Annotated in this window: 23 protein-coding genes and 1 pseudogene; 3 read left to right on the plus strand and 21 right to left on the minus strand. The window is 36.5% G+C overall.

All coding sequences use genetic code 11. From position 1 onward, the window contains the following. Nucleotides 1-171: 171 nt before the first annotated feature. From LC095_RS04585 to LC095_RS04680, 20 genes are all read right to left on the minus strand, one after another. Complete coding sequence (locus tag LC095_RS04585; RefSeq protein WP_226527035.1) at nt 172-1,188, minus strand: HAAS signaling domain-containing protein; 1,017 nt, start codon at nt 1,186-1,188, stop codon at nt 172-174. Continuing rightward, nucleotides 1,175-1,522 carry a PadR family transcriptional regulator gene (locus tag LC095_RS04590; protein WP_226527036.1) on the minus strand — a complete coding sequence of 116 codons (348 nt, stop codon included), beginning with the start codon at nt 1,520-1,522 and terminating at the stop codon, nt 1,175-1,177. Before LC095_RS04590 ends, LC095_RS04585 begins: the two co-directional genes overlap by 14 nt. 177 nt (nt 1,523-1,699) lie before the next feature. Then, entirely contained in the window at nt 1,700-2,131 is a 432-nt protein-coding gene (locus tag LC095_RS04595; RefSeq protein ID WP_226527037.1) for a VOC family protein, read from the minus strand. Nucleotides 2,132-2,221: 90 nt separating this feature from the next. Beyond that, a complete protein-coding gene (locus LC095_RS04600; RefSeq protein ID WP_226527038.1) occupies nt 2,222-3,316 on the minus strand; it encodes an ABC transporter permease in 1,095 nt (364 codons plus the stop codon). Next, nucleotides 3,316-4,578, minus strand: a complete 1,263-nt coding sequence (locus tag LC095_RS04605; protein ID WP_226527039.1) for an ABC transporter permease — start codon at nt 4,576-4,578, stop codon at nt 3,316-3,318. The genes LC095_RS04600 and LC095_RS04605 overlap by 1 nt, the downstream gene beginning before the upstream one ends. Nucleotides 4,579-4,590: 12 nt before the next feature. Next, nucleotides 4,591-5,523 (minus strand): ATP-binding cassette domain-containing protein, encoded by a 933-nt coding sequence (locus tag LC095_RS04610; protein WP_226527040.1) that lies wholly within the window; start codon nt 5,521-5,523, stop codon nt 4,591-4,593. Between the two features lie 124 nt (nt 5,524-5,647). Then, entirely contained in the window at nt 5,648-6,280 is a 633-nt protein-coding gene (locus tag LC095_RS04615) for a response regulator transcription factor (protein WP_226527041.1), read from the minus strand. Then, nucleotides 6,273-7,412, minus strand: coding sequence for a sensor histidine kinase (locus LC095_RS04620; RefSeq protein ID WP_226527042.1), 1,140 nt, complete (start codon nt 7,410-7,412; stop codon nt 6,273-6,275). Before LC095_RS04620 ends, LC095_RS04615 begins: the two co-directional genes overlap by 8 nt. Before the next feature lie 82 nt (nt 7,413-7,494). Further along, nucleotides 7,495-7,956 carry a hypothetical protein gene (locus LC095_RS04625; protein ID WP_226527043.1) on the minus strand — a complete coding sequence of 154 codons (462 nt, stop codon included), beginning with the start codon at nt 7,954-7,956 and terminating at the stop codon, nt 7,495-7,497. A 143-nt stretch (nt 7,957-8,099) separates the two neighbouring features. Beyond that, on the minus strand, nt 8,100-9,344 hold the full coding sequence (locus tag LC095_RS04630; RefSeq protein WP_226527044.1) for an MFS transporter: 1,245 nt from the start codon (nt 9,342-9,344) through the stop codon (nt 8,100-8,102). 335 nt (nt 9,345-9,679) lie between these two features. After that, nucleotides 9,680-10,447: a MerR family transcriptional regulator gene (locus LC095_RS04635; protein WP_226527045.1), complete on the minus strand. Its 768-nt coding sequence runs from the start codon at nt 10,445-10,447 to the stop codon at nt 9,680-9,682. A 239-nt stretch (nt 10,448-10,686) separates the two neighbouring features. Beyond that, nucleotides 10,687-11,406, minus strand: coding sequence for an ABC transporter permease (locus tag LC095_RS04640; protein WP_226527046.1), 720 nt, complete (start codon nt 11,404-11,406; stop codon nt 10,687-10,689). Then, nucleotides 11,406-12,113 carry an ABC transporter permease gene (locus LC095_RS04645; RefSeq protein ID WP_226527047.1) on the minus strand — a complete coding sequence of 236 codons (708 nt, stop codon included), beginning with the start codon at nt 12,111-12,113 and terminating at the stop codon, nt 11,406-11,408. The genes LC095_RS04640 and LC095_RS04645 overlap by 1 nt, the downstream gene beginning before the upstream one ends. Then, a complete protein-coding gene (locus tag LC095_RS04650) occupies nt 12,110-13,024 on the minus strand; it encodes an ABC transporter ATP-binding protein (RefSeq protein WP_226527048.1) in 915 nt (304 codons plus the stop codon). Before LC095_RS04650 ends, LC095_RS04645 begins: the two co-directional genes overlap by 4 nt. Before the next feature lie 121 nt (nt 13,025-13,145). Beyond that, entirely contained in the window at nt 13,146-14,483 is a 1,338-nt protein-coding gene (locus LC095_RS04655; RefSeq protein ID WP_226527049.1) for a sensor histidine kinase, read from the minus strand. After that, nucleotides 14,480-15,148: a response regulator transcription factor gene (locus LC095_RS04660; protein WP_226527050.1), complete on the minus strand. Its 669-nt coding sequence runs from the start codon at nt 15,146-15,148 to the stop codon at nt 14,480-14,482. The genes LC095_RS04655 and LC095_RS04660 overlap by 4 nt, the downstream gene beginning before the upstream one ends. A 108-nt stretch (nt 15,149-15,256) precedes the next feature. Next, nucleotides 15,257-16,213 carry a nucleoside hydrolase gene (locus LC095_RS04665; RefSeq protein WP_226527051.1) on the minus strand — a complete coding sequence of 319 codons (957 nt, stop codon included), beginning with the start codon at nt 16,211-16,213 and terminating at the stop codon, nt 15,257-15,259. Nucleotide 16,214: 1 nt separating this feature from the next. Continuing rightward, nucleotides 16,215-17,162, minus strand: a complete 948-nt coding sequence (locus tag LC095_RS04670; protein WP_226527052.1) for a nucleoside hydrolase — start codon at nt 17,160-17,162, stop codon at nt 16,215-16,217. A gap of 173 nt (nt 17,163-17,335) precedes the next feature. Then, complete coding sequence (locus LC095_RS04675) at nt 17,336-17,521, minus strand: hypothetical protein (protein WP_226527053.1); 186 nt, start codon at nt 17,519-17,521, stop codon at nt 17,336-17,338. A 94-nt stretch (nt 17,522-17,615) separates the two neighbouring features. Next, on the minus strand, nt 17,616-18,521 hold the full coding sequence (locus LC095_RS04680) for a DMT family transporter (protein ID WP_226527054.1): 906 nt from the start codon (nt 18,519-18,521) through the stop codon (nt 17,616-17,618). Nucleotides 18,522-18,671: 150 nt separating this feature from the next. On the opposite strand from LC095_RS04680, the pseudogene LC095_RS04685 reads away from it, so the two are divergent. After that, nucleotides 18,672-20,047 (plus strand): annotated as a pseudogene (locus LC095_RS04685) (PLP-dependent aminotransferase family protein). Between the two features lie 83 nt (nt 20,048-20,130). Further along, a complete protein-coding gene (locus LC095_RS04690; RefSeq protein WP_078433909.1) occupies nt 20,131-20,310 on the plus strand; it encodes a DUF4083 domain-containing protein in 180 nt (59 codons plus the stop codon). A gap of 31 nt (nt 20,311-20,341) precedes the next feature. On the opposite strand, the gene LC095_RS04695 is transcribed toward LC095_RS04690, so the two are convergent. Continuing rightward, the gene (locus tag LC095_RS04695; protein WP_226527055.1) at nt 20,342-21,160 is read right to left on the minus strand and encodes a polysaccharide deacetylase family protein; all 819 of its coding nucleotides are present in this window, start codon (nt 21,158-21,160) and stop codon (nt 20,342-20,344) included. A gap of 255 nt (nt 21,161-21,415) precedes the next feature. Between LC095_RS04695 and LC095_RS04700 the strand changes: the two genes are divergently transcribed. Continuing rightward, the gene (locus tag LC095_RS04700) at nt 21,416-21,769 is read left to right on the plus strand and encodes a glyoxalase superfamily protein (RefSeq protein WP_226527056.1); all 354 of its coding nucleotides are present in this window, start codon (nt 21,416-21,418) and stop codon (nt 21,767-21,769) included. The last annotated feature ends 3 nt before the right edge of the window (nt 21,770-21,772 follow it).

The raw sequence follows: 21,772 nt of genomic DNA on the forward strand, positions 1-21,772 counted from the left end.
GTATATACGTTTACTTGAAGTTTGGAGCCCGTCTTGTAGGAAGAATGCTTCATGAAAACACCTATAATGAAGCCCATTTTTCAATCTCAAAAGTAATTGGTGAAATTTTACATTTCTATCCCTGTGTAAATTTTTTATATACATTATAGGAATCTATTATAAAAAAATGGGTCAACGTACCTGTCCCTCTGTACCAATTTTGGCCTTTTTGTATCCGTCATACATACTTATTGCGGCTGATAGGATATAGATGAAGAGGATGCCGCCGGTGAGTGATGATTTGAATTGATTTGGGTTTATTGTAAATAAGTCTGCCATAAATGTAGTGAATTCATAGCTTAGTAGGTTTGGATTTAGTAAAATGATAATAAATACACTTGTTCCGACCAGTTGAACGACTGTATTGAATAGGGCAATTCTTTTTGTCCATTGACCTTTTATTAACTTGTATAGAGACAATAATATCTCAAGTCCAATCACGACGACGACGATCGGCCAATATTGAAGCAACACATCTTGATTTAATGCAGGTATTTTAAATTCAAGGCCTTCACTCCCACCTCTATATACACCGACTAGATGATTGGCATAAAAATAAAGTGTTGCCCAGATCGCTGTCCACATTAGACCTCCAAATACTTCAACCTTTGAAATGGCTTTTTTCTTTGGTACATACGTGATATTTTTTAAATCATCAGGCGTCCATTTTTGCAGACTGGTTGTTAATGGTATTCCTTCTTTTCCCTTATCAGTTCTCTCTAAAATGGCAAATGTCAGTGTGACCCAGAAAAAAACTTGCATTCCCACCTCAATGATTCTCCAAATCCCTTCACCCATGAGTTGTAGAGCGACATTAATTATCGCTTCACTTCCCGTATACCCAATAAAATACTCTGCCAGCATCGAAATTAAGGAAATCATGGCAGCGATCGGTAAGATCATTTTTAATAAGGACATATATACATCAAAGTATCTTGGTCCAATCAGGTGCATAGGTTGGTCGCGATAACCGCTGGCCAATGAAACTGGACTCCCTAACTTCTCGAGTGCCTTTTTTACGTCTTCTTCATGATAATTATCAGGAAGCATATCCTCTATTGTCGACTGTAACTCAAGCGCAATGTCACTACGACTTTTTTCAGGTAATCTCCGTGTCACTTCCTGAATATAAATCTCAATCAAGTTCATCATCTTCTTCCCCTTTCAATAGGTTGTAAAGCTCTTTTGAATTTGATATCCATTCTTTTTTTAACTGCAAAAATACCTCTACACCAAATTCACTTAAAACATAGTACTTACGGGGTCTACTCTCAGATGTATCCCAACTGCTTGAAACCAATTCCTGTTTTTCTAATCGTCGCAATAAGGGATATAACGTACTTTGATCAATAGGAATACCTGATCCTTCTAATAATTGAACAAGAGAATATCCATATTGAGGGGTACGTAATTGACTTAAAACAGCAAGTGTCAATGTTCCTCTTCGTAATTCAGTTGATAATGATTGAATTAAATTACTCATTTCACCCACCTCGATTTGTTTTACTATTACTATATGTCATACAGTATTTGTTTTATACTATGTATCATACACTATTGTTGTGACGCAATCAATTTAAGTTTTTATAATAATAATTGAAAATAAGAAAAAGCCACAATTTAGAATACTAAACTGTGGCTCAGACTCTCTATACGTATTTTAGAACGAAATCATCGCTCCTCTTTCATCAAACTCAGCAGATGGATTCCAAGCAACCTCCCATAGGTTATTCTCGGGATCTGCAAAATAGGCAGTCCTTCCACCCCAAAATGCGTCACTTGGTTCTCTTAAGATCCTAGCACCTATTCTGCGTACCTCTTCAATAGTTGCATCTACTTGTTCCGGTGTATCTAGATTAATAGCAAACGTTACACCACGATACCCTTCTTTACTTTGTGAAATGTCAATTCCGGCATCTTTTGCTAATTCCTTAATAGGAAAAAGTGTTAGAATTACACCTGCTGTTTTAAATGCAGCATAGGTATCTGAACTAAATTCTGTTTCTTCCCATCCGAGTTTTTGATAAAAAGACCGAAGATCTGGTAAATGATAAGCACCGATTGTAAGCAGGCTAACTCTTTGCATCACCATCACGATTCCTCCTGAAAAATAAATGACCTACGTTTACTTTCTAGAAGTGAGTCGGAAATTCCTTCTTTGCAAGGTTACTATACTAGAAACCTATCTGGTTCTTCTCTCTATAAGATTAATACCTAATCCCATTGTCACCACACCAATTAACAGCATAAATAGTAAAGGCATCATCACATCCTGAAAACCTGCATCATAAAAAATAACTGCCATAATCGCATCCATTGCATGTGCCATCGGAAATAGATCCGCTATGAACAGTAAAACTGAATTCGTAATCGTTCCCGGCATCATATAAGCTCCACTAACAATCGGTATAAGGGGGATAACTGATGGGTAAATCGCATAAAATTGCTCCGGAGTCTTTACAAACCCCGTAATTAACATCGCGATACTAATCATACTAAAAATAAAGAACGCAGCAATTAAGATAATTAACCATAATTGATCTCCTAGATCATAGTTCATCATGTACTTAAACACAAAGAGAACAACAACTACTTGGAAAAGTGTAATTAAAAAGCTATAGAGTATATACCCGCAGTACATCTTTGTTTTACTAATCGGTGATAGAATCATCCGATTCCAAATGCCAGAGACTTTATCATGTGTGACATTGTTTACCTTTAGTCCGAGAATAAACATCGAAATTAAAAATGTGAAAGCAAATAATAATTGAGTACTCATGTTATAATTCGGAACTTTCTCACTTTCGAGTCCCTGAGTCTCCATTTGAAATGGTGCTTCTTCCAAATAGCTTTCAAGTTCTTCTCGTACGTTTTCGTTTGTTTGAACAATGGCACTTAATTGTGCCTCCTGTTGAAAAACCTTGTCAACATGCTGCTGAACATACGATACTGTTGGAAGCTCACTTGTAGCAACCAACCTGTAATCTGTCTCCATGACCTTTACAGCTACATCAAGCTTACCATCTTGTACGTCCTCACGCGCTTCATTCGGTTCTACGACAACAAATTGAAAGGAATCATCAACATTTAACAGCTTTACCCATTTCTTCTCAATATCCGAAGCATTTTCTTCTTCACTGAATATAGCAACCTTTATCGGTGAATAAACACCTCCTGCAAATACTAACGTTGCAAGAATACTACCCGCAATAAATAAAATTATGAAGATAGGGTTGCGTTTATCCTTCGTAAATTGCGCCCAAACTACTGAATTCACTACGCTTCCCCCCTTTTTGGATATAGAGCTAAACCAATTCCTGTACAAAGAATAAAAAATACAACAAGGATCAAACTTGGTTTGATGAGGGAGGAAAAATCCTCAAATTGAATCCATTGAGTCATGATAGCTAAAGATAGGCCGTTCGGTGTCCACTCACCAATCTTTTGCAACCAATCAGGTAGTATATAAACAGGTACAAAACTACCACCGATGATACCAAATAGAATAATAACGATCATAAAAATACCATTCGCAGCATCGATATCAGACACTCTGAGTGAGATGCTGGTAAAAACAGCTGATAGTGCGGATATTGCTAAGGATAGTAATGTCACAATCCCAATAGTACCAAGCCAGAAGGAAATTGTCCGACCAGGAAAAATATCCAGTATAAAGTGTGACAAAATGAATACAAACATCGTTTGCAACCAAGCTAAACAAAATGTTGAGACAATTTTACCTGTTAAGAAATGGAATGGATGGCTATTTGTCAATAAAATTCGATGGAATACTTTTTGTCTAATTTCTTCACCAGTTTTCGTTGCTACGGTTGCTGCAAGGAATAATGAAAACAACGCTCCAATTGCAATAGGAAAATACTGTGTAAGCGTAAATCTTTCTCCAGCGCCAACTTTCTCAAGGCCTCCCTCTGGCAAGACTTCTTCCTGCGGAGCACCTCCTACTTTCTGTAGAGCAAACTGAACATTCATTTGATCCAAAAAACCTTGGATTAGTTGTGCTAATGTGCTGGTATCATTCGTTTCCATTTCAATTTTATATTTAAGTGGAACAGTTGGCGATTCTCCTATTAACGCGGAATACAAACTATCGGCAGTAAATCCCTCCGGAATAATTAGGATTCCATCTAATCCTCCTTCCTCCATGTTAGCTACTGCCTCAGTTTCCTCCATCTCATGAACCGTTACCCATTCCTTTACATCATCACTATGAAGAAAATTTTCTAACATTGAAATAGGTTTTATTAAGGTTGCTTGGCTTAATATCTCCGCTGTTTGCTCTTCACCTAACGCAGCCTCTTTGACCAAACGCTCCTTTAATTGAGTCATTGCTTCTGTGTCGTCATCCTGATTCACCAAAGCCAATTGTAAATCGATCTTTGCATCCTCATTAAATCCAAACAAGCCGGCAAAAGCAAAATTTAAAACCATGACTAAAATAATGGGAAGGACTAGTACGGTAATGAGCTCTTTACGGTCACGCCAAAACATTAGTAAGTCCTTTTTAATAAAACTTAACATCATTCCACCTCCTTAGTCCCGTAATGTCCGGCCAGTTAAATGAAGAAATACATCCTCCAAGCTAGGTGTTTCAGTATGAAAATTGAGAATTTGAATATGATATTGATGAGCTAAATGAACGAGCTCACTAATTAATTGACTTCCCTTTTTTACAATCACTTTCATTTGCAGGTTAGTTGCCTCTACCTTACGAACACCTTCTAAGGTCTTGACATGCTCAACAAATGCTTCATCCATTCTACTTAACTCCACTTTTATCGTATCTTCAGTTGATAAAATGCTAAGCAGCTCAGCTTTTGTCCCAGAGGCTATAATTTCACCATGGTCCATAATGTATAATCTGTCACAGAGTTGTTCAACTTCTTCCATATAATGACTTGTATAAAGTACCGTTGTACCATCTTTTTCATTTAATTGACGAACCATCTCTAGAATATGATTGCGTGATTGCGGATCAATTCCAACAGTTGGTTCGTCTAAAATGAGTATTTTCGGTTGATGTAATAGAGCTGCAGCAATATTGACCCTGCGTTTCATACCACCTGAAAATGTCTTTACTAAATCTTTTTGACGTTCTTGCAATCCAACAATATCCAACGCATTTTGAATCCTTTTCTCGAGTTCTTTTCCTTTTATTTTATATATAGATCCAAAAAATTTGAGATTTTCATAGGCAGACAGCTCTTGATAAAGCGCAATTTCTTGTGGTACGACACCTAAAATATTTCTTATTTCACCAGGTTTATCGACAATGTTTACACCATTTAGCTTTATTTCACCGCTTGTTGGTTTAATCAAACTTGATATCATGGAAATTGTTGTTGATTTCCCTGCTCCATTTGGACCTAATAAGCCAACAGATTCACCTTGATCTAAATATAAGTTCACTTCTTGTACAGCTGCTTTCCCTTTAAATGCCTTTTTTAAATTGATTGTCTCAAGCACGAGAATACCTCCTTTGATGTTTTCATAATGACCATATTTGCATCTTAAAACAAAAAAACCAAAGTCACTACTGACTCTGGTCACTGGATGAAATGACACTTATTACTTTTGTCACTTTTTTATCTTAGACGAGATGATTGCGAATGGCGTATATAGCTAACTGTGTCCGGTCCCTTAATTCTAATTTATCTAAAATCATACTTGTTTGATTTTTGACGGTTCCAACTGACAAACCCAGCCGTTCGGCAACTTCCTTATTATTTAACCCTTCACCAATACATGTTAATATGGCTCTTTCCCGTGGAGTTAGTCTCGGATCTATCGAATTCTCCTCTTGCTTTTGAAGTAAGACTGGCATTACTTTTGCCGCAACCTGATCTTCCAAAGAAAGCCCGCCACTTAATGCACTTTTAATTGAGCGAATAAGTGATTCCGTATCACCATTTTTCAGCATATATCCACTTACTCCTAATTTTAAGGCTTCCATCACGTATTCTTCGTCATCAAACGTTGTCAACATTAGAATTTTCATTAGAGGAAAACGCGACCGTAATATTTTTGTTGCCTCAATTCCATCCATTACTGGCATACGTATATCTAAGATGGCTACATCAAAACCCTGCTTCTCACATAGGTTAATCGCTTCTTTGCCATTATCAGCCTCACCAGTTACAGTTATCTCTTCATCTGTTTCAATCATTGCCTTTAAGCCTTGGCGTACCATCACTTGATCTTCCGCGAGTAACACCTTAATCATATGACCCTCTCCGTTCAACTAAACGTATACTCCCTCTCACGACGAAATGGCGCTCATTATGATCAATTTCCAGGGAACCTCCAACTTTTTCTAGTCGGTCCCGCATGGCTTTCAATCCATATCCCTCTTTAAAAAATGGATGAGATGGAGCGATATTAAATACTTCAAACCTAAAAATACTCCCACCCGGAGACTCAAACATGACATGCGCTTCTCTTGAGGTACTATGTTTCATAATATTTGTCAGTGCTTCTTGGACAGCCCGATAGATTGCAAAAGACTGCTCACCTGTTAGCGGTGCAGCAAAAGCCCCGTGTTTAACAGAAAAACTTATTTTCATAAAACTTTCCATTTCCAGTTTGCGGATTAAGCGGATCACTCCTTGTAAACCACCAACTTCTGTCTGTTTAAAAGATTTTACAGCACGTCTCGTTTCCTCTAAGCTTTGTTCAGCAAGTTGTTTAAGATCTGCTATTTTTTCTTTGTCCTTATCCTCTGCATGCAGGCGAAATACCTCAAACTGCATGATCAGTGCTGTTAGTTTATGTCCAACAGAATCATGTATTTCATGACCAATAAGCATTCGCTCATCCTGTCTTGCCTGTTCTTCTTCTGTAACAAGCTGTCTTTTCATCTTTCGATACTCATCAAGTAAGGCATCATTTTTTTGTTGTGTTTCCTTTTCTCGCTTATGTACGGTTTGATAATGGTATAACGCGCTTATTAACATCATATAAAACAAACTACCCCATATTACTTGTGTAGTACTAAGACTTGCTTCTGATATGAGACAAATCGAGCTACCTAACTGAAACAAAATCACGATTAAGCTTTTCCATCTAGGTAAATAAAAAACTGCTTCTGTTAGTAGTAAAGAATGTATGAAGAGCAGATATGGATTTAACAAACTGTCTGCCGGATAGAAAACGAGGATCGTTAAGATGGTCTGGGTGCAAAATAATAGGGTCTGCACCATTGTTCTTTCTTTAAAAAGAGGCAGAATAAATAAAATAACAAAAAATAAACTTGTAGCGGCCAGCTGTCTTTCGTTTACACTTGATGGAAATTCATAAAAAGCCACTACCCATACAGCGATATAAATAGCTAACCAAATAAGATATACCTTCTTCATTAGTATCTGTAAACTCCTCCGGAAAAGTGCAGAAAGTCTTTTCTATTAGCATACTATGTTACACACTCTGAATCTCTAAGAACTAAATTGTTTTCCCTTTTTTCTTTACATCGGCATCCAAACCCGCTCCTATGGCTATTCCAAAACACATTCCAATAGGAATTCCTAAGGCAATATTGTCGAATATCGTCAATCCGAACACAACACCCAAACTCATTCCAATCGACATATAGATACTCACATAATACCCCTCTGGTAATAGTTTGTGAGTTTTCTGAAGATGGTTACAGACTTGCTGGATAAATTGTTGGTGTTGTTTTAGATTATTTTTATCTAATCCGTCTATATCCGCTTTTAATTTAATTAAGCGATTCTTTAATTCTAGTAATTGTTGCTCACATTCCTGACAATTTTCAGATAACAAATCCAATTTTTCAGCAACTCGTTTACATTTATTTAAACCAAGCTTTCCAGTGGTTTTTTTGTTATCAATACTTCTAAGTTCCTTAATAGTTGCTTTTATTTGTTCAAAATGGTCATTCATTTATGTTCCCCCTAGCAAGTAACGTGCTACCGTTACATACGATTAAATGGTGAAAAAGTTTCAATATTTTTCATAAAAAACAGGCAAAAACGTCCCAAAGTTAAAAGATGTTTTTGCCTGTTCTATTTATTCAGTTTCGTATGTTAAACTTCCTTTAAAACCGGTTTACCCGCTTCGACTAATACTTTATTTTGATTCATGAATAACGTTAGAATGATGATGAACAGTCCTGTTCCTATCAGAAGCCATTCGATCCTAATGATATCCGCAATCGGACCAAAGATGAGCATTCCGATAGGCATCATTGAAGTTGAGATCATCCCCATTACACCAAACACTCTACCTAAATACTCCTCTTCAATTTTTTCCTGTAACAATACAGTTGTTGGTGTATTGAATATCGGCATGGCCACTCCGAATAACGCCATAAATATCAAGTACAACCAAAAGATTGGTGTGGCACCAAGTGCAAACGTACAGACTCCCATAATAAGACTTGAGAACGCCATTGTTTTCACTTTATTTGGAAAGCCTCCCCATGAAGCAATAATTCCCCCACCAATCATCATACCAATGGAAAAGGCGATTTCGATTGCTGTTAATTTCCATACATCATCACCGAACGTACGTGTTACCTGTAAGGGCGTTAAAAATGCAGCAGGTGCCATTAACACAAAGAAAACAGCAAAGAATATGAAAAACGTTTTGAGAAATGCATGGTTATTTATATACTGTAAGCCTTGTTTAAAATCACTAAAGTAGCTTGTTGTTTGTTTTTTAGCTGCTTTTTCATGGGTAGAGATTTTTAAAAAGGCAAGGAGAGTAAAAATCGCGATAACAGCTGTTATGACATCAATGAAAAAGATGATTTCAATTGATGTTGTTGCTAACAGCGCCGCACTTACCATTGGTGAAACAAACATGATAATGGCTTGAATACTTCCATTTGCTCCGTTCACTTTTGTTAGTTTATCCTTCGGAACAATTTGCGGTAGAATTGCACCAACTGCAGGTGTTTGAATGCCTGTTCCAAAGGCACGTACTGCTGCCATCACAAACAGTAACCAAGTGGCATCATAGCCCATTAAAAAGAGAATGGCCAAAATAAGCGTTGCTGTAGCAATAAGCCCATCAGCTACCATAATCAGCATTTTTCGATTGTACCGATCTGCCCACACTCCTGCAACTGGAGACAAAAGAAATGTAGGAATAAATCCGCAAATGATATACAAAGTCATCATTAAACCAGATTCAGTCTCCAGCGTAATATACCACATTATCGCGTATTGGACTAAAGAAGACCCGAACAGTGATATCGTCTGACTACTTAAGAAGAGAATAATATTCTTAAACCAATTCTCCTTTAGATCGTTATTTGCTGTATTCATTTTTTAACAACTCATTTCTATTAAGTTTTTTAAAAATCTAGACTTCACCCACATCCATTTACATTGAACCGCTCTGTTGATGTTTATTTTTAAAGACATCAAAAAAAGAGGGAAAAATAATCCCTCTTTTTAAAAAACCGCTAAATAATGGTTTCCTTTAAAAATAGACAGACCAATCCCGTTGCTCTGAACATAGGCAGAGCTCCTTACAAACGTATTCAATTAACGATTGCAGTCTAGGAATCTTAATCTCATTGATGCTGTCAAAAGGAAAACCTCCATTTCATCCATAGTTACTTATATAATAGCAAAAGTGAATGACGTTAACAATACTTTTAATGATTTTTCACTCCAGTAAAAATTTGAATAGCATCTCTCAAAAACTCAGCTGTACCCGGTTGTTCCTGATCATAATAAGCTGTAAATCTCTCATCATCGACATACATTTGAGCTAGACCTGCGTGTGCCTCTTTACTATAGGAAGGCCAGTGGAACAGTAACCATTGTTTATGCAACTGGGCAGCTCTTTGTGCTAATTCACTTGCAGGATCTCTCGTTTTCATCGCATTTAGTAATAGTTCTCTCATCTCCTTTTCAATATTGACAGATTTTTCGTACTCCTCTTCAGACATATTCATGAATTTCTCATTCGATTTCTTGACGGTTTCTTCTCCGTATTTTTCACGGATTTCTCTTCCGTAATTATCTTCGTTTTCCTTAAGAGCTTTTTGTTTAAAGCCTTCGAATTTTTCTTGATCACTCATCTTCATTCTCCCTTCTGAATGTGCAATTGTTTTTTCAACATTTGCAATTAGTTGATCTAATTGGTTTCGTTTATCAAGGAGACGCTCTCGATGCTCATGTAATGCCTTTGCGAAGTCAAAAGCAGGATCAGTCACGATATCTTTTATTTGATTTAGCTGTAGACCAAGTTCACGATAAAAGAGAATCTGTTGGATGAGATTTACTTCATATTGTCCATAGATTCTGTAGCCTGATGAGTTGATTCTTGCCGGCTTAAGAATTCCAAGCTCATCGTAATACCGCAAAGTCCTCGTACTGACACCCGCTAATTCCGCAAGTTTTTGGATCGTGTATTCCATCTCTAATCCCTCCCTGACAATTTCACTTTACACCTTTACGCAACGTCAAGGTCAATACATGAATAAAGATTTTTTTTGATTAAAATGAAATGAAGTCATCATGAACGAAATTTCAAACATGCTTTCATCACGATTTATCCCTATTCATTCTTTCCTGTATTTGAGTAAACCAATGCAAAAATAAGAAGACCAATAAGTCCGGAGTATTCACTTCTTTATCGTCTTTATAAATGCTGTTACTAAACTGCTTTTTGTTTGAAATAGACCAGACCACTTATCGTAAAGACTAGAAATCCACCAATAATAACAAATACCAATGTCTCTATGGAAAATGTAAAGTCTGACTGCTGATCCATCACCATGCCTAAAAACGGCTGTGCCCAGGGATACCATGGACCGAATGTTTCTGAATTTGCAATGAGTATGTTTGGTAAAGTTAAGATGACATTTAATGCAACAGGAGCAGCAAAACTGGCCCAAGCGGTAGATACCCATAATTGTAGAGAGATAATTGGTAAACATCCTAACCAGCCCATAAATAAACGAAGGAACACTTCCTTCCAAGGAAATGGATCATTAAATCCATGTAACATTCCTACAAAAATTAATCCTGCTAACATCAGAATTTGTGTTAATGCTACAAACGTACAAACAGTGATGAGCTTTGCGCTATAAACTTGAAGCCTATTAACTGGTAAAGCCAATAGTTGCTTCCATCCCCCTTCAGCATGCTCATAACGACAAACAGCTGCAGCAAAGATCCCGGCAAGTAAAGGCAAGAAAAGAATGGCTTGAACCATAATCATTGATAAAAAAGAATTCATCCACTCATTTCCTGCATTTTCAAAGAAGTTAAAATAAGCAGCAATCGTTGATAGTATGGGACTAATAAACAAAATTTGTAAAACTTTTGATTTTTTAAGCTTTAACCATTCTGTATAAATAAGTTTACTTAGCATTACTTCACATCCTTTTGATCAAAATGGATGAGACTAGTGATAAAAATGACCCCGCCGACAATGATTCCTAGTAACACACTGATTTCTGGTATTTGCCATTTATTCTCTAGCAATGGCCATTTCCAAATCAACCACTCCGGCCCACCATAGGCATACATCGATACAACCGAACCAATAATTCCGATTGTTAATGGTGTACCTTGGTTCGATGATGTAACAGAATACCATAACTGAAAAGCTAATATTGGTAACGCTGCAAAAAAAGGATAAAAGCTATTAATTGCGATCTCTTTAATAGGCATGCTTTGCTGCCAATCAAAAAAGCTGCCAAATACCATCGTTCCAATAAACATCTGCAATGTAGAAATAAATAACAAATAACTTATTGTCATAAATTTGGAGCTGTATACCTTTACTCTACTGATAGGTAGTGCTAGCAACTGTTTCCAGGAATTCGTCTTATGTTCGATATTAGCAAAAAGAGAGGCAAGCAGTGTTGTCCCTAAGAGCAAAGCAGGTGAGAGAAATAAATTGATTTGTCGCAACAACTGTAGCCAATAATCATCCGTTTGACGGATAAGCCAGTCATAGCGAACCGAATAATTGACGGTTGTTAAAGCAAATATTCCAATTGGTCCTAAGAATACAAGAATCCACATGCCGATTGATATTTTTTTAAAGTCTGTTCGTAATAACCGAAGGATCACAGGCTTTGCGCCTCCTTCGTCATTTCGAGGAAAATACTTTCAAGTGAGCGTTTTTCCTCCTCAACTCGATACACATCCAACCCGTTTTGGACAAGGACACGAACCATCACAGCAACATCTTTATTTGTGCTTTGATTAAACGATACATACTCTCCTTCTGCATTCCCTTTTAAGCCCTCTTTAAGGAGGACTTTCCAAGCAGCCTCACGATTATTTGTTTGGATGCGTATTTTGTTCACAGATTTCTTACGTAAAACGTCAATTGAATCTTGGAAAATAAGAGATCCTTTTGATATAATCCCAACCTCTGTAGCCATTTGGTCAATTTCTGTTAAAAGATGGCTTGAAACAAGTACCGTCACACCATATTTTTCTGGTAAACTTTTAATTAATTCGCGCATTTCAATGATTCCGGAAGGATCCAATCCATTTGTTGGTTCGTCAAGAATAAGGAGTTCAGGACTACCGAGCAAGGCAGAAGCTATTCCGAGTCGTTGCTTCATCCCTAACGAGAACCCTTTTACCGGTCGATTGGCATCTTTTTCTAATCGCACGATATTAAGAACTTCGTCAATTCTTTCTTTAGGCGTTTGTAAAATAATTTGGAGTAATTCAAGGTTTTCTCTTGCTGACAAATTTCCATAATATGATGGTGATTCAACCAAAGACCCTATGTTTCGTAAAATTGATTGCTTCTCTTTTTTTAACTCTTTACCAAAGATTTGGATCGAACCCGATGTTTCCTTCATTAATCCTAAAAGCAGCTTAATTGCTGTTGTTTTTCCAGCACCGTTTGGACCAAGGAAACCATATATAGCTCCCTTCGGAATGGATAGATTTACTTGATTAACCGCAGCTTTTCCATTAAAAGTTTTTGTTAAATTGCTGGTTTCCACAACGTATTGATTCATTTTTATCACCTCTATTAACACGATAAACAATGAATCTTAAAACGAAGTGGTGGTAATGTTTAAATTTTGTTTAAATCTATGGAAACATAAAAAAAGAATACGAATTGATCAATCGTACTCTTTAGTGTTTCGTTAGGCATATTGTAGTTCCACCACCAGAGGTTTCAATGCTCCAGGTGATGCCCATTTCCTTTGTCATCAGGTCAATGATGGAAAGACCAATCCCTACACCTTCTTGTTCTGACTTGTTTTTCATCCCTGGCCCTTTATCCATTATATAAATCGTATTCCCTTCACACAGGATGTTGATATACTTACCTGACTTGGCATGTCTCACTACATTTTGAAAAAGATTGTCTAAAATTCGCTCAAACCAATTTGGATCCATTTTCCAAAAGACAGTTTCTTCAAACAAATCGATGTCTACTGTAAACTGTTCCTTTTCAAAAATTGGATACCAAGCTGTGAGCGAGAGTCGTATCACTCGATTAACATCAACATTTTGTTGCTTGTAGGTATATTTCCCTGAAGTTAATAACGTGTAAGATAACAGGTTTTCAATTAACGTATGCAAATGATCAATTTTTTTATCGATTATTTCAATTGATTTCTGTCCCTCGGATGAAATATCTTCATTTTTTAATGTATAGGCGTGGGCTCTAATGGTGGCTAAAGGTGTGCGAAGATCGTGGGATAAATTGGCAATAAGCTCTTTTCGCAGTTCCTCTTCTTCTTGTTCCCGTAACCTACTAGCCTCTAACCGTTCAATCATTTTATTAAATGATACCTCCAGATCACCTACTTCATCGATTTCACCAACGATAACCTTATCTGGAATTCGTTGATCCTCTACATCCATTGAAGCTTGAAGTCGTACGATTCGTTTTCGAATCGACCGAAAAAATAGCCAAGAGAGAGCGATGAATAAAAGTAACAATAGTCCAACAACCACGATATATATGATTTCAAAATAATATTCAAGTTGTTGAATTGGATAATCCATATACTTCCTATCAATTTGCAGAACAATAAAGCCGTTGTTTTCTTCTTCTCCAATAAACGAGACAACCGTAAATGGATCTCCGCCATAGCTTTGTTTCATAAAAGAAACTGTATAGGCTGGTGTCCAGTAATCAGGAATATCTGCTGAATTGTCGGAAATATAACGAGTTTTGCCGTTTTCATCTATCCATAATACAGTGGCTTCTTTTATTTTATTTGTTGTTTCTTTTAAAGACGTTATCGTTTCAGTTTCAGTAAGCCTGTCTAATTCTTTTGCCTTTTCATGCCACTTATTCTCAACTTCTTCACTATCATAAACATCCATATCGTTATGTTGAACAATAATAGCCGGCATATAAACAACCATTGATGCAAGTGGAAAGGCAATTGGGAGGATTAACATCGCACATACTATTAAAATTAAGTACTTTGTTTGCAATGTGTTGCGAAGCTTCATTGTTTTAACCTATAGCCAATGCCTCGGATTGTTTCGATAATGGTAGGCTTGGCAGGATCTTTCTCAATTTTTTCCCGAAGATAACGGATATGAACCATTAATGTCTTGTCACCTTCAAAATAATCTTCTTCCCAGATGGATTCGTATATTTGTTCTTTCGTCAATATTTGCCCGGCATGCTTTAATAAATAATCGAAGATTTGGAGCTGCTTAGATGTTAAAATAATTTCTTTGTCTTCTTCTTCCCGAAAAAGCTGATATTGCTTTGGGAGATAGCGTAAATGCTGAACGTTAATTTCTGAAGGCATTATGCGATCAAAACGGCGTAATAACACACTTATTCTTGCAGCAAGCTCATCTGGGTGAAAAGGCTTTGTCATATAATCATCTGCAAATTCAAGACCTTCCAGCTTATCATCTACTTGTGATCGTGCTGATAACATGATGATAGGCAATGATGGCACAGTCTTTTTCAAGCGCTTACCAATGGAAAAACCGTCTAGACCGGGTAGCATAACATCAAGAATGGCAAGATCTGCTGCATCAGCAAGCTCTAAGGCTTTGTCTCCGTTTTTTAACCAATTTACTTGATACCCCCGTTTTATTAGGTCCTGGTATACCCACGAACCAAGTTCTTCTTCATCTTCTATGTATAGTATTCTCATAAAAAAGGAACCTCTTTCTTGATAAAGTCAATATATGTAAACTATATCATAAACTATTTAAATGTAAAAAAGAGAGTGCGCACTACTCACTCTCCACTTCACAACTATTTATGTTATCGCTCCCAACACTTTCAAGATCATCTCTTTGAATGCTTCTCGATCAATAGCTTCACAAACCCGAACATTTTTTTGGCGCTCCAATCGATTATTTACATCGACAAGACTGTAACCTCTAGTCAATTCTCCTACAGTTTCAACGTCTACATGATAGAGATTCGATTTGGTCATGATGTTTTCGTTTGCTGCAACTGCAGCAAGTAATGTATCCGGATGTGTTGTGCCATTCAGTTTGTGTACACTTTTGTTAAATTTCATAACAACTTTATTAACATCTTTAAAAAATTGAGCACCTTTAGTTTTCAAGGCTACAATATCCTCATGATCCTGATCATTCATTATTGAATATTGAGTACACATTTCCCAACCAACCATTGTCATCGGAATACCCGAATGGAGAACAATTTTCGCTGCCTCAGGATCAACGTAGAAATTGTATTCTGCACTTGGGGTTATATTTCCTAATGCATTATTCGTACCTCCCATAATATATAAATGGGGGATTTTCGAAATGATGGTCGGATCCTTTTTAATCGCCATGGCAATATTCGTTAATGGAGCAATAGCTAAAATATGTATTTCTCCCGGATAGTTATGAACGGTTTCAATGAGAAAATCAACTGCATGTCCATCTGAAGGAGACTGGATCGCTTTTTCGAAAAACGAATCCCCCATTCCATCCTTACCATGAACATCCTCAACAGTACGGTGCTGGTTTACGCAAAGACCCATTATGGGCCGTTCATACCCTTTAAATACGGGAACTTCTTCACTCTTTCCTGCTACTTGTACAGTGTACAGTGCATTTTCAACCTGTTGATCGAATTGTACATTCCCACCGGTGACCATTATGCCTTCTACTTGAAAATAATGAAGAGCAGTTAAGATGGAAATTGTATCATCGCCAGCTGTATCTGTATCAATAATCACTCGTTTTTTTTCTGCCATTTTATAAATCCTCACTTACATTCTTTGCTAGTTCAGTTATGTAATCAAAGAAAGCGTCGCGGTCCACGTCATAAACAACATTTACAGGTCTTCCATCGGCTGTTTCAACCGTACGCCCTTGGCTTGGACCTTCTGTTAAGACAATGCTGTTAATTGTTTGTACCTTCACAAGGTCAGGTTTACCAACAAACGCAGTTGTTAACACATCCCATAAATAATAAGTAGAGTTTGTTGAAAAGTGAACGAGAGGTGGAACCATTGCATAACACTGTCCAAGGAAATCCACACCAAGATTTTTACGTTCTCTAGCCCAACGCTCACGCACATCTAAAGTTAGCGGTACTTGGTTAGTACTTTCAAGAGCAACAAGATCAATTTCAATGTTTGTTTCCCATACACGGGCTGCTGCCTCAGGGTCCCAAAACACATTCCATTCAGCTGTTCCATCATGTTCAGGCTCATGTACATTTCCTTCCTCGCGAAATGTACCTCCCATCCAAACCAGACGTTCAATTTTCCCTTCTATTTCAGGTGTTTCATCTAACGCACGGGCAAGATCGGTAAGCGGTCCTGTAAATAATAAAGTTGTTTTTCCATCCGTTTCTTGAAGGGTTTTGATTAAATGAAGATGTGCAGGTATGTCTGCAGCAAGTGTGACAACTTTTCCTGCTTCATTAAGTATTGGCAATGCATCTACATAAAACGCATGCATGCGCCAATCTTTTGGAAACGGATTTTTTGCACGCGAAGTTGATTCCGCTACCTCAAGTCCACCTTTTCCAAAACGATCAATAATTTTCCTGCTTGCAAACATTGCGGGTTCTAAGTAACAATCTGCCGGAATGACCGAAACGCCTGTAAGTTTAACAGTATCCATTTGTAATAATAAAAATAAAGAAATTAAATCATCTACACCGCCATCATGGTTAAAGTAAATTTTCTTTTTCATATTAATCTCCATTCTTTTTTCATTATTGTAAACATGTTCAACTTTATAATGCAGAATGAAATTGTGTCAATACAATTTCAGGTTAAGAACTTAAATATTGTTTGAATAGAGGTTTAATAAATAATGATCATTAACTGTTAAATAAATAAATTTGATCATGAAAAGACCAATAATCATCCATCTCTCACCAATATAAAATTTTGTAACAGTTCACTTTCATTAACAGAAATTCGAATGGCCAAATCTTCTGTCCGGAATACAAAGTCTTTGACACCTATAAACTCAGATTCAGCAATCAAATAGAATGGTGTCCCCTTTTTGAAGCCTTTAAAGTTTTTCTTTAGTTTATATATCTTCATTCTCTTTACCCAGCTACTTCCCTTATATGCTATTCTGAAATTATCAAGATCTGTATTTTATGTCAACTGTAGAACTAAAGAGAAAGAGTACCTTCTAAATAGTTTTATTAGGATGAGATCCTTTTTTTATAATGGTAGCATTTTTACCTAAGATAACTGAAAGGACAACCACCACCGCTATGAGTAGTGTGAAAAATGAGATCGATTCATCGAGAAGAACTGTTGCAAAAAGAATCATCAAAAAAGGCTGTAAATATTGGATCTGACTAACTCTTGCTATACCACCCATTGCCATTCCGCTATACCAAGCAACATATGCTAAAAATTGACTAATAACAGCCAGGTATAAGAAACTGACCCATGCTTGGATGGGAGCATGAAGCATTTCAATTGTAAGATGTAACCCGACAGGAATCATGAAAAACGGTGAACCAATCAAAATTGCCCACGCAATGACTTGCCAACTACCTAATTCCTTCGCTAATTTCCCTCCTTCTGCGTAACTAAGGCCAAGAATTAGCACAGCTGCCAGTATGGCTAAATCAGCAATTTGTAAGTGTCCGAAACCAAGATGAAGAGCATATATCATAACTGCAAAAGACCCTATTAAACTAGAAATCCAGTATTTTATGGATGGAATTTCCCCGGCTCTCAACATGGCAAAACCTGCTGTAGCTAATGGTAACAAAGCGACCTCTACTGCTCCATGAGAAACAGGCAAGGACTTCATTGCCCAAGAAGTGAGGAGCGGAAATCCTAATACTGCACCAAAAGCAACAATTCCAATGCTTTTGAATTGACGTGGTGAGGGAAGTTTTTCTTTTCGAACGATGAATATGATTGCAACTAAAATAGCCGCAACAACTGTTCTTCCTAAGCCCACGACTGTCGTTCCAAAATACTCTACAGCAATTCTTGTAGCCGGAAGTGTTAAGCTAAAGCAAATAACACCTATTATTCCTAACAAAAATCCAATTTTCTCTCTTTTTTCATTCTGCATGCTTATCCTACCTACCTTTTTCTTTAGTAATATATTCTGCATGACTCAAGCAACGGTTTTGATATAATAAACATATTAATAGGTACACAAGGTTGAAATAAACAATTGTTTTACCTATCTGTACGGGTACAGATTGAGGAGGATATACAGATGAGCTTAAAATATACGGAGATAATGGAAGAAATAAAAATTCGACTTGCAGAGGGTTTACTTAATGCCGGTGATAAGCTCCCTTCTGTCCGACAGTTATCTGAAGATTTTTCTTGCAGCAAGAATACAGTAATTAAAGCTTACGAAGAACTTGAAAAAGAACATTTCATCTACTCCATACCTAAAAGCGGCTTTTATGTCATGAAAGAAATTCAGTATAAAACAAGTGAACATGATGTGATCGACTTCTTGTCTGCAGGTCCAGATAAAAATGTAATGCCTTATGAAGACTTTCAACATTGTATGAACGAAGCAATTGAACAATATAAAGGTGAGTTATTTACATATACTGATCAACAAGGGCTTTACTCATTACGAGTTCAGTTGGTGAAATATTTGCAAAATCTCCAAGTATTCACTCAACCTGAGAGAATTGTCATCACTTCTGGTTCGCAACAAGCTCTGCATTTACTTATTTCTATGCCATTTCCTAATGGAAAAAACAATATTCTCATTGAACAGCCTACCTATTTCGGTTTCCTTGAATCAATTTCTTTACAATCAGCAAAAGCATTAGCTATGAGTTAACGATGGAAGGTGTTGATCTTGAGCGTCTTGAGTATATATTCCGGAATAATGATATAAAATTTTTCTATATCATTCCCCGATTTCACAATCCGCTTGGACATAGTTATACGAACAAAGAAAAGAAAAAAATGGTTGAATTAGCGGAAAAATACGATGTTTATATTGTGGAGGATGATTTTTTAGGAGACCTTGATCTCAATACAAAAGCGGATCCTTTCTATTCGTTTGATCCTTCCGGGAGAGTTATTTATATAAAAAGCTTTTCAAAAGTTTTCCTTCCAGGATTAAGAGTTGCTGCTGTTGTACTTCCAACGTTTTTGATAAACAATTTTATGCGATATAAATTCAGTTTGGATTTTAATAGTTCCGCCCTTTCTCAAGGAGCACTGGAAGTCTATATGAAAAGCGGTATGTTTAATAAACATTTGAAAAAAATTAAACAGGTATACAAAAGGAAGATGGACATTCTTCAAGAATCGTGTGAATTATTGTTACCAGATCATACCCTGTTTACAAAACCGACTTCCGGTTTTTATCTATCCGTCATTTTGCCGGAACATATAACAGCAAAACAGGTCGTTCATATGCTGAATGAAAAAAATGTGTTTGTTGATGATGCAACCCGGATGTTTTTGCCAGAATACAAAAAAGAAAATTTCCTGAGATTAAGCATCTCTCAAGTGGAGGAGAACCAAATTAAAGCAGGAGTTGAGCGATTGGCAGAATGTATCGCTTTAATAAATAATCGAAAAAATCGAGTTACACCAAGTAACTTGTTACGTTTTTAGTAATAAAAGAATGAATCATACTTCACTCTCTAGAGAGAAATTGTGATACACTATTCCAAAAACTTGTTAAGAGAGGTATTTATATGAATATTGGTGATGTTGTATTTCAGCTATTAATGTTTATTTTTATGTTCGGAATTTTTGCTGTCGTTTTTTTTCTTGTTCGATCTCTCCTTTCGAAGAATCCGCAGTCTCAAAAAGATAATGAAATTGAAAAAAAGCTTGATAGAATTATTGAATTACTAGAACAGGATAAAAAATAGTCATTTTTATCCTGTTCAGCTACGTTTGTTATTAGTCTGCCAAAACTTCTTCAGTTAATAGAAGCTGACTCCCTCCTTTTACCTCAAAAATCTTTTCATCCACACTCAACCAGACCGACATAGCTGAAGGATTGAAGACAAACTGGCTGTTTGCTGAAAATTTAAGGTTTTGGAATGCTTTCAAATAATCTACGATTTCAATATTTGTTGCATACCAGATATCGTCCCGGTTACCAACATGTTCACAGAAGTTTTCAATTAGATCCCAGTTTTGATCGTTGTCAAATTCATAACTGTGACCCCATACATACATCATATATAGATATTGCTTTTTATGGAGATGAAGAAAATCATCAGCTCGTTGCATTAACTCTTTATTATGATGACAGGTTGGATTCCACTCCAACAAATCATCAGGTATGGAAAAATCACCGGTACTATTGACGGTTCTTGAATATTCAATTCCCAAATAAGGTAGTAGTTCTTTTATGTATGAATTATAAGAACCGTTTGGATAGGACATTCCTCTAACTGTGTAGTTTGCGATCCTCTCGAGATTTTTACGGTCTTCCAATATCTCATGTAGAAGTTGTTCTTTAGGAGACCTAGCAATAGTTGGATGTGTCAAAGTGTGTGCAGAGATTTCATGGCCTCTGTAAAGCTCAGCCACTTCGTTTTCAGGAATTCTGTCACCTGTTCCAAATAAACCGGAATTAAGATGAAAAGTCCCCTTTATTCCATATCGGTTAAAAATTTCTACTAGCCGTCTATCGGCCGCTTTTCCATCATCATAGCTCATCGTCAGTACTTTATGCTTTCCTTCTGGGAAAGTCATAACCACTTTTGGCATTCCATTCACCTCATTAGATTGGTTTATATTTTAAAAATAGTGTCAGGTAAAGAGTTAAATCATACGAATTTTAAATAAATGTGTACCGATGATTAAACTCAAATAATATATAATGTTATTCTCTAAGTTTTCTATATATCCTTCACGTAGATATAATCCACAATCAATACATTAAAAAAGGATCTACTCATGTGACGTCGGTCGTGTTATAAGTAAACTAGAAAGATGAATATATATAAAGGATGTGTAAGAATCGTGATTACACCGATTTTAAGAATGTTTGAACTGGAAAAGGCAAAGGAATTCTATGTTGATTTCTTAGGTTTTAAAATTGATTGGACCCATCAATATGAAGAAAACATGCCTATCTATTGCCAAATATCTTTAGATCATATTATTTTGCACCTGTCAGAACATCATGGTGACTCCTCTCCAGGCAGTGCAATTCGAATTAAAGTAGACAATATAAAACAATTTCATTCCATACTCCAAGCAAAAAAGTATGCTTTTTCCAATCCTGCTATAGAGAAGTCACCATGGAATACTTTTGAGTTGACAGTGATAGATCCTTTTTATAATAGAATTACTTTTTATGAAGAGATGAATTGAGGA

Origin of the sequence: Metabacillus niabensis, from assembly GCF_020524345.1 — a bacterium.
Lineage (GTDB): Bacteria > Bacillota > Bacilli > Bacillales > Bacillaceae > Metabacillus > Metabacillus niabensis_B.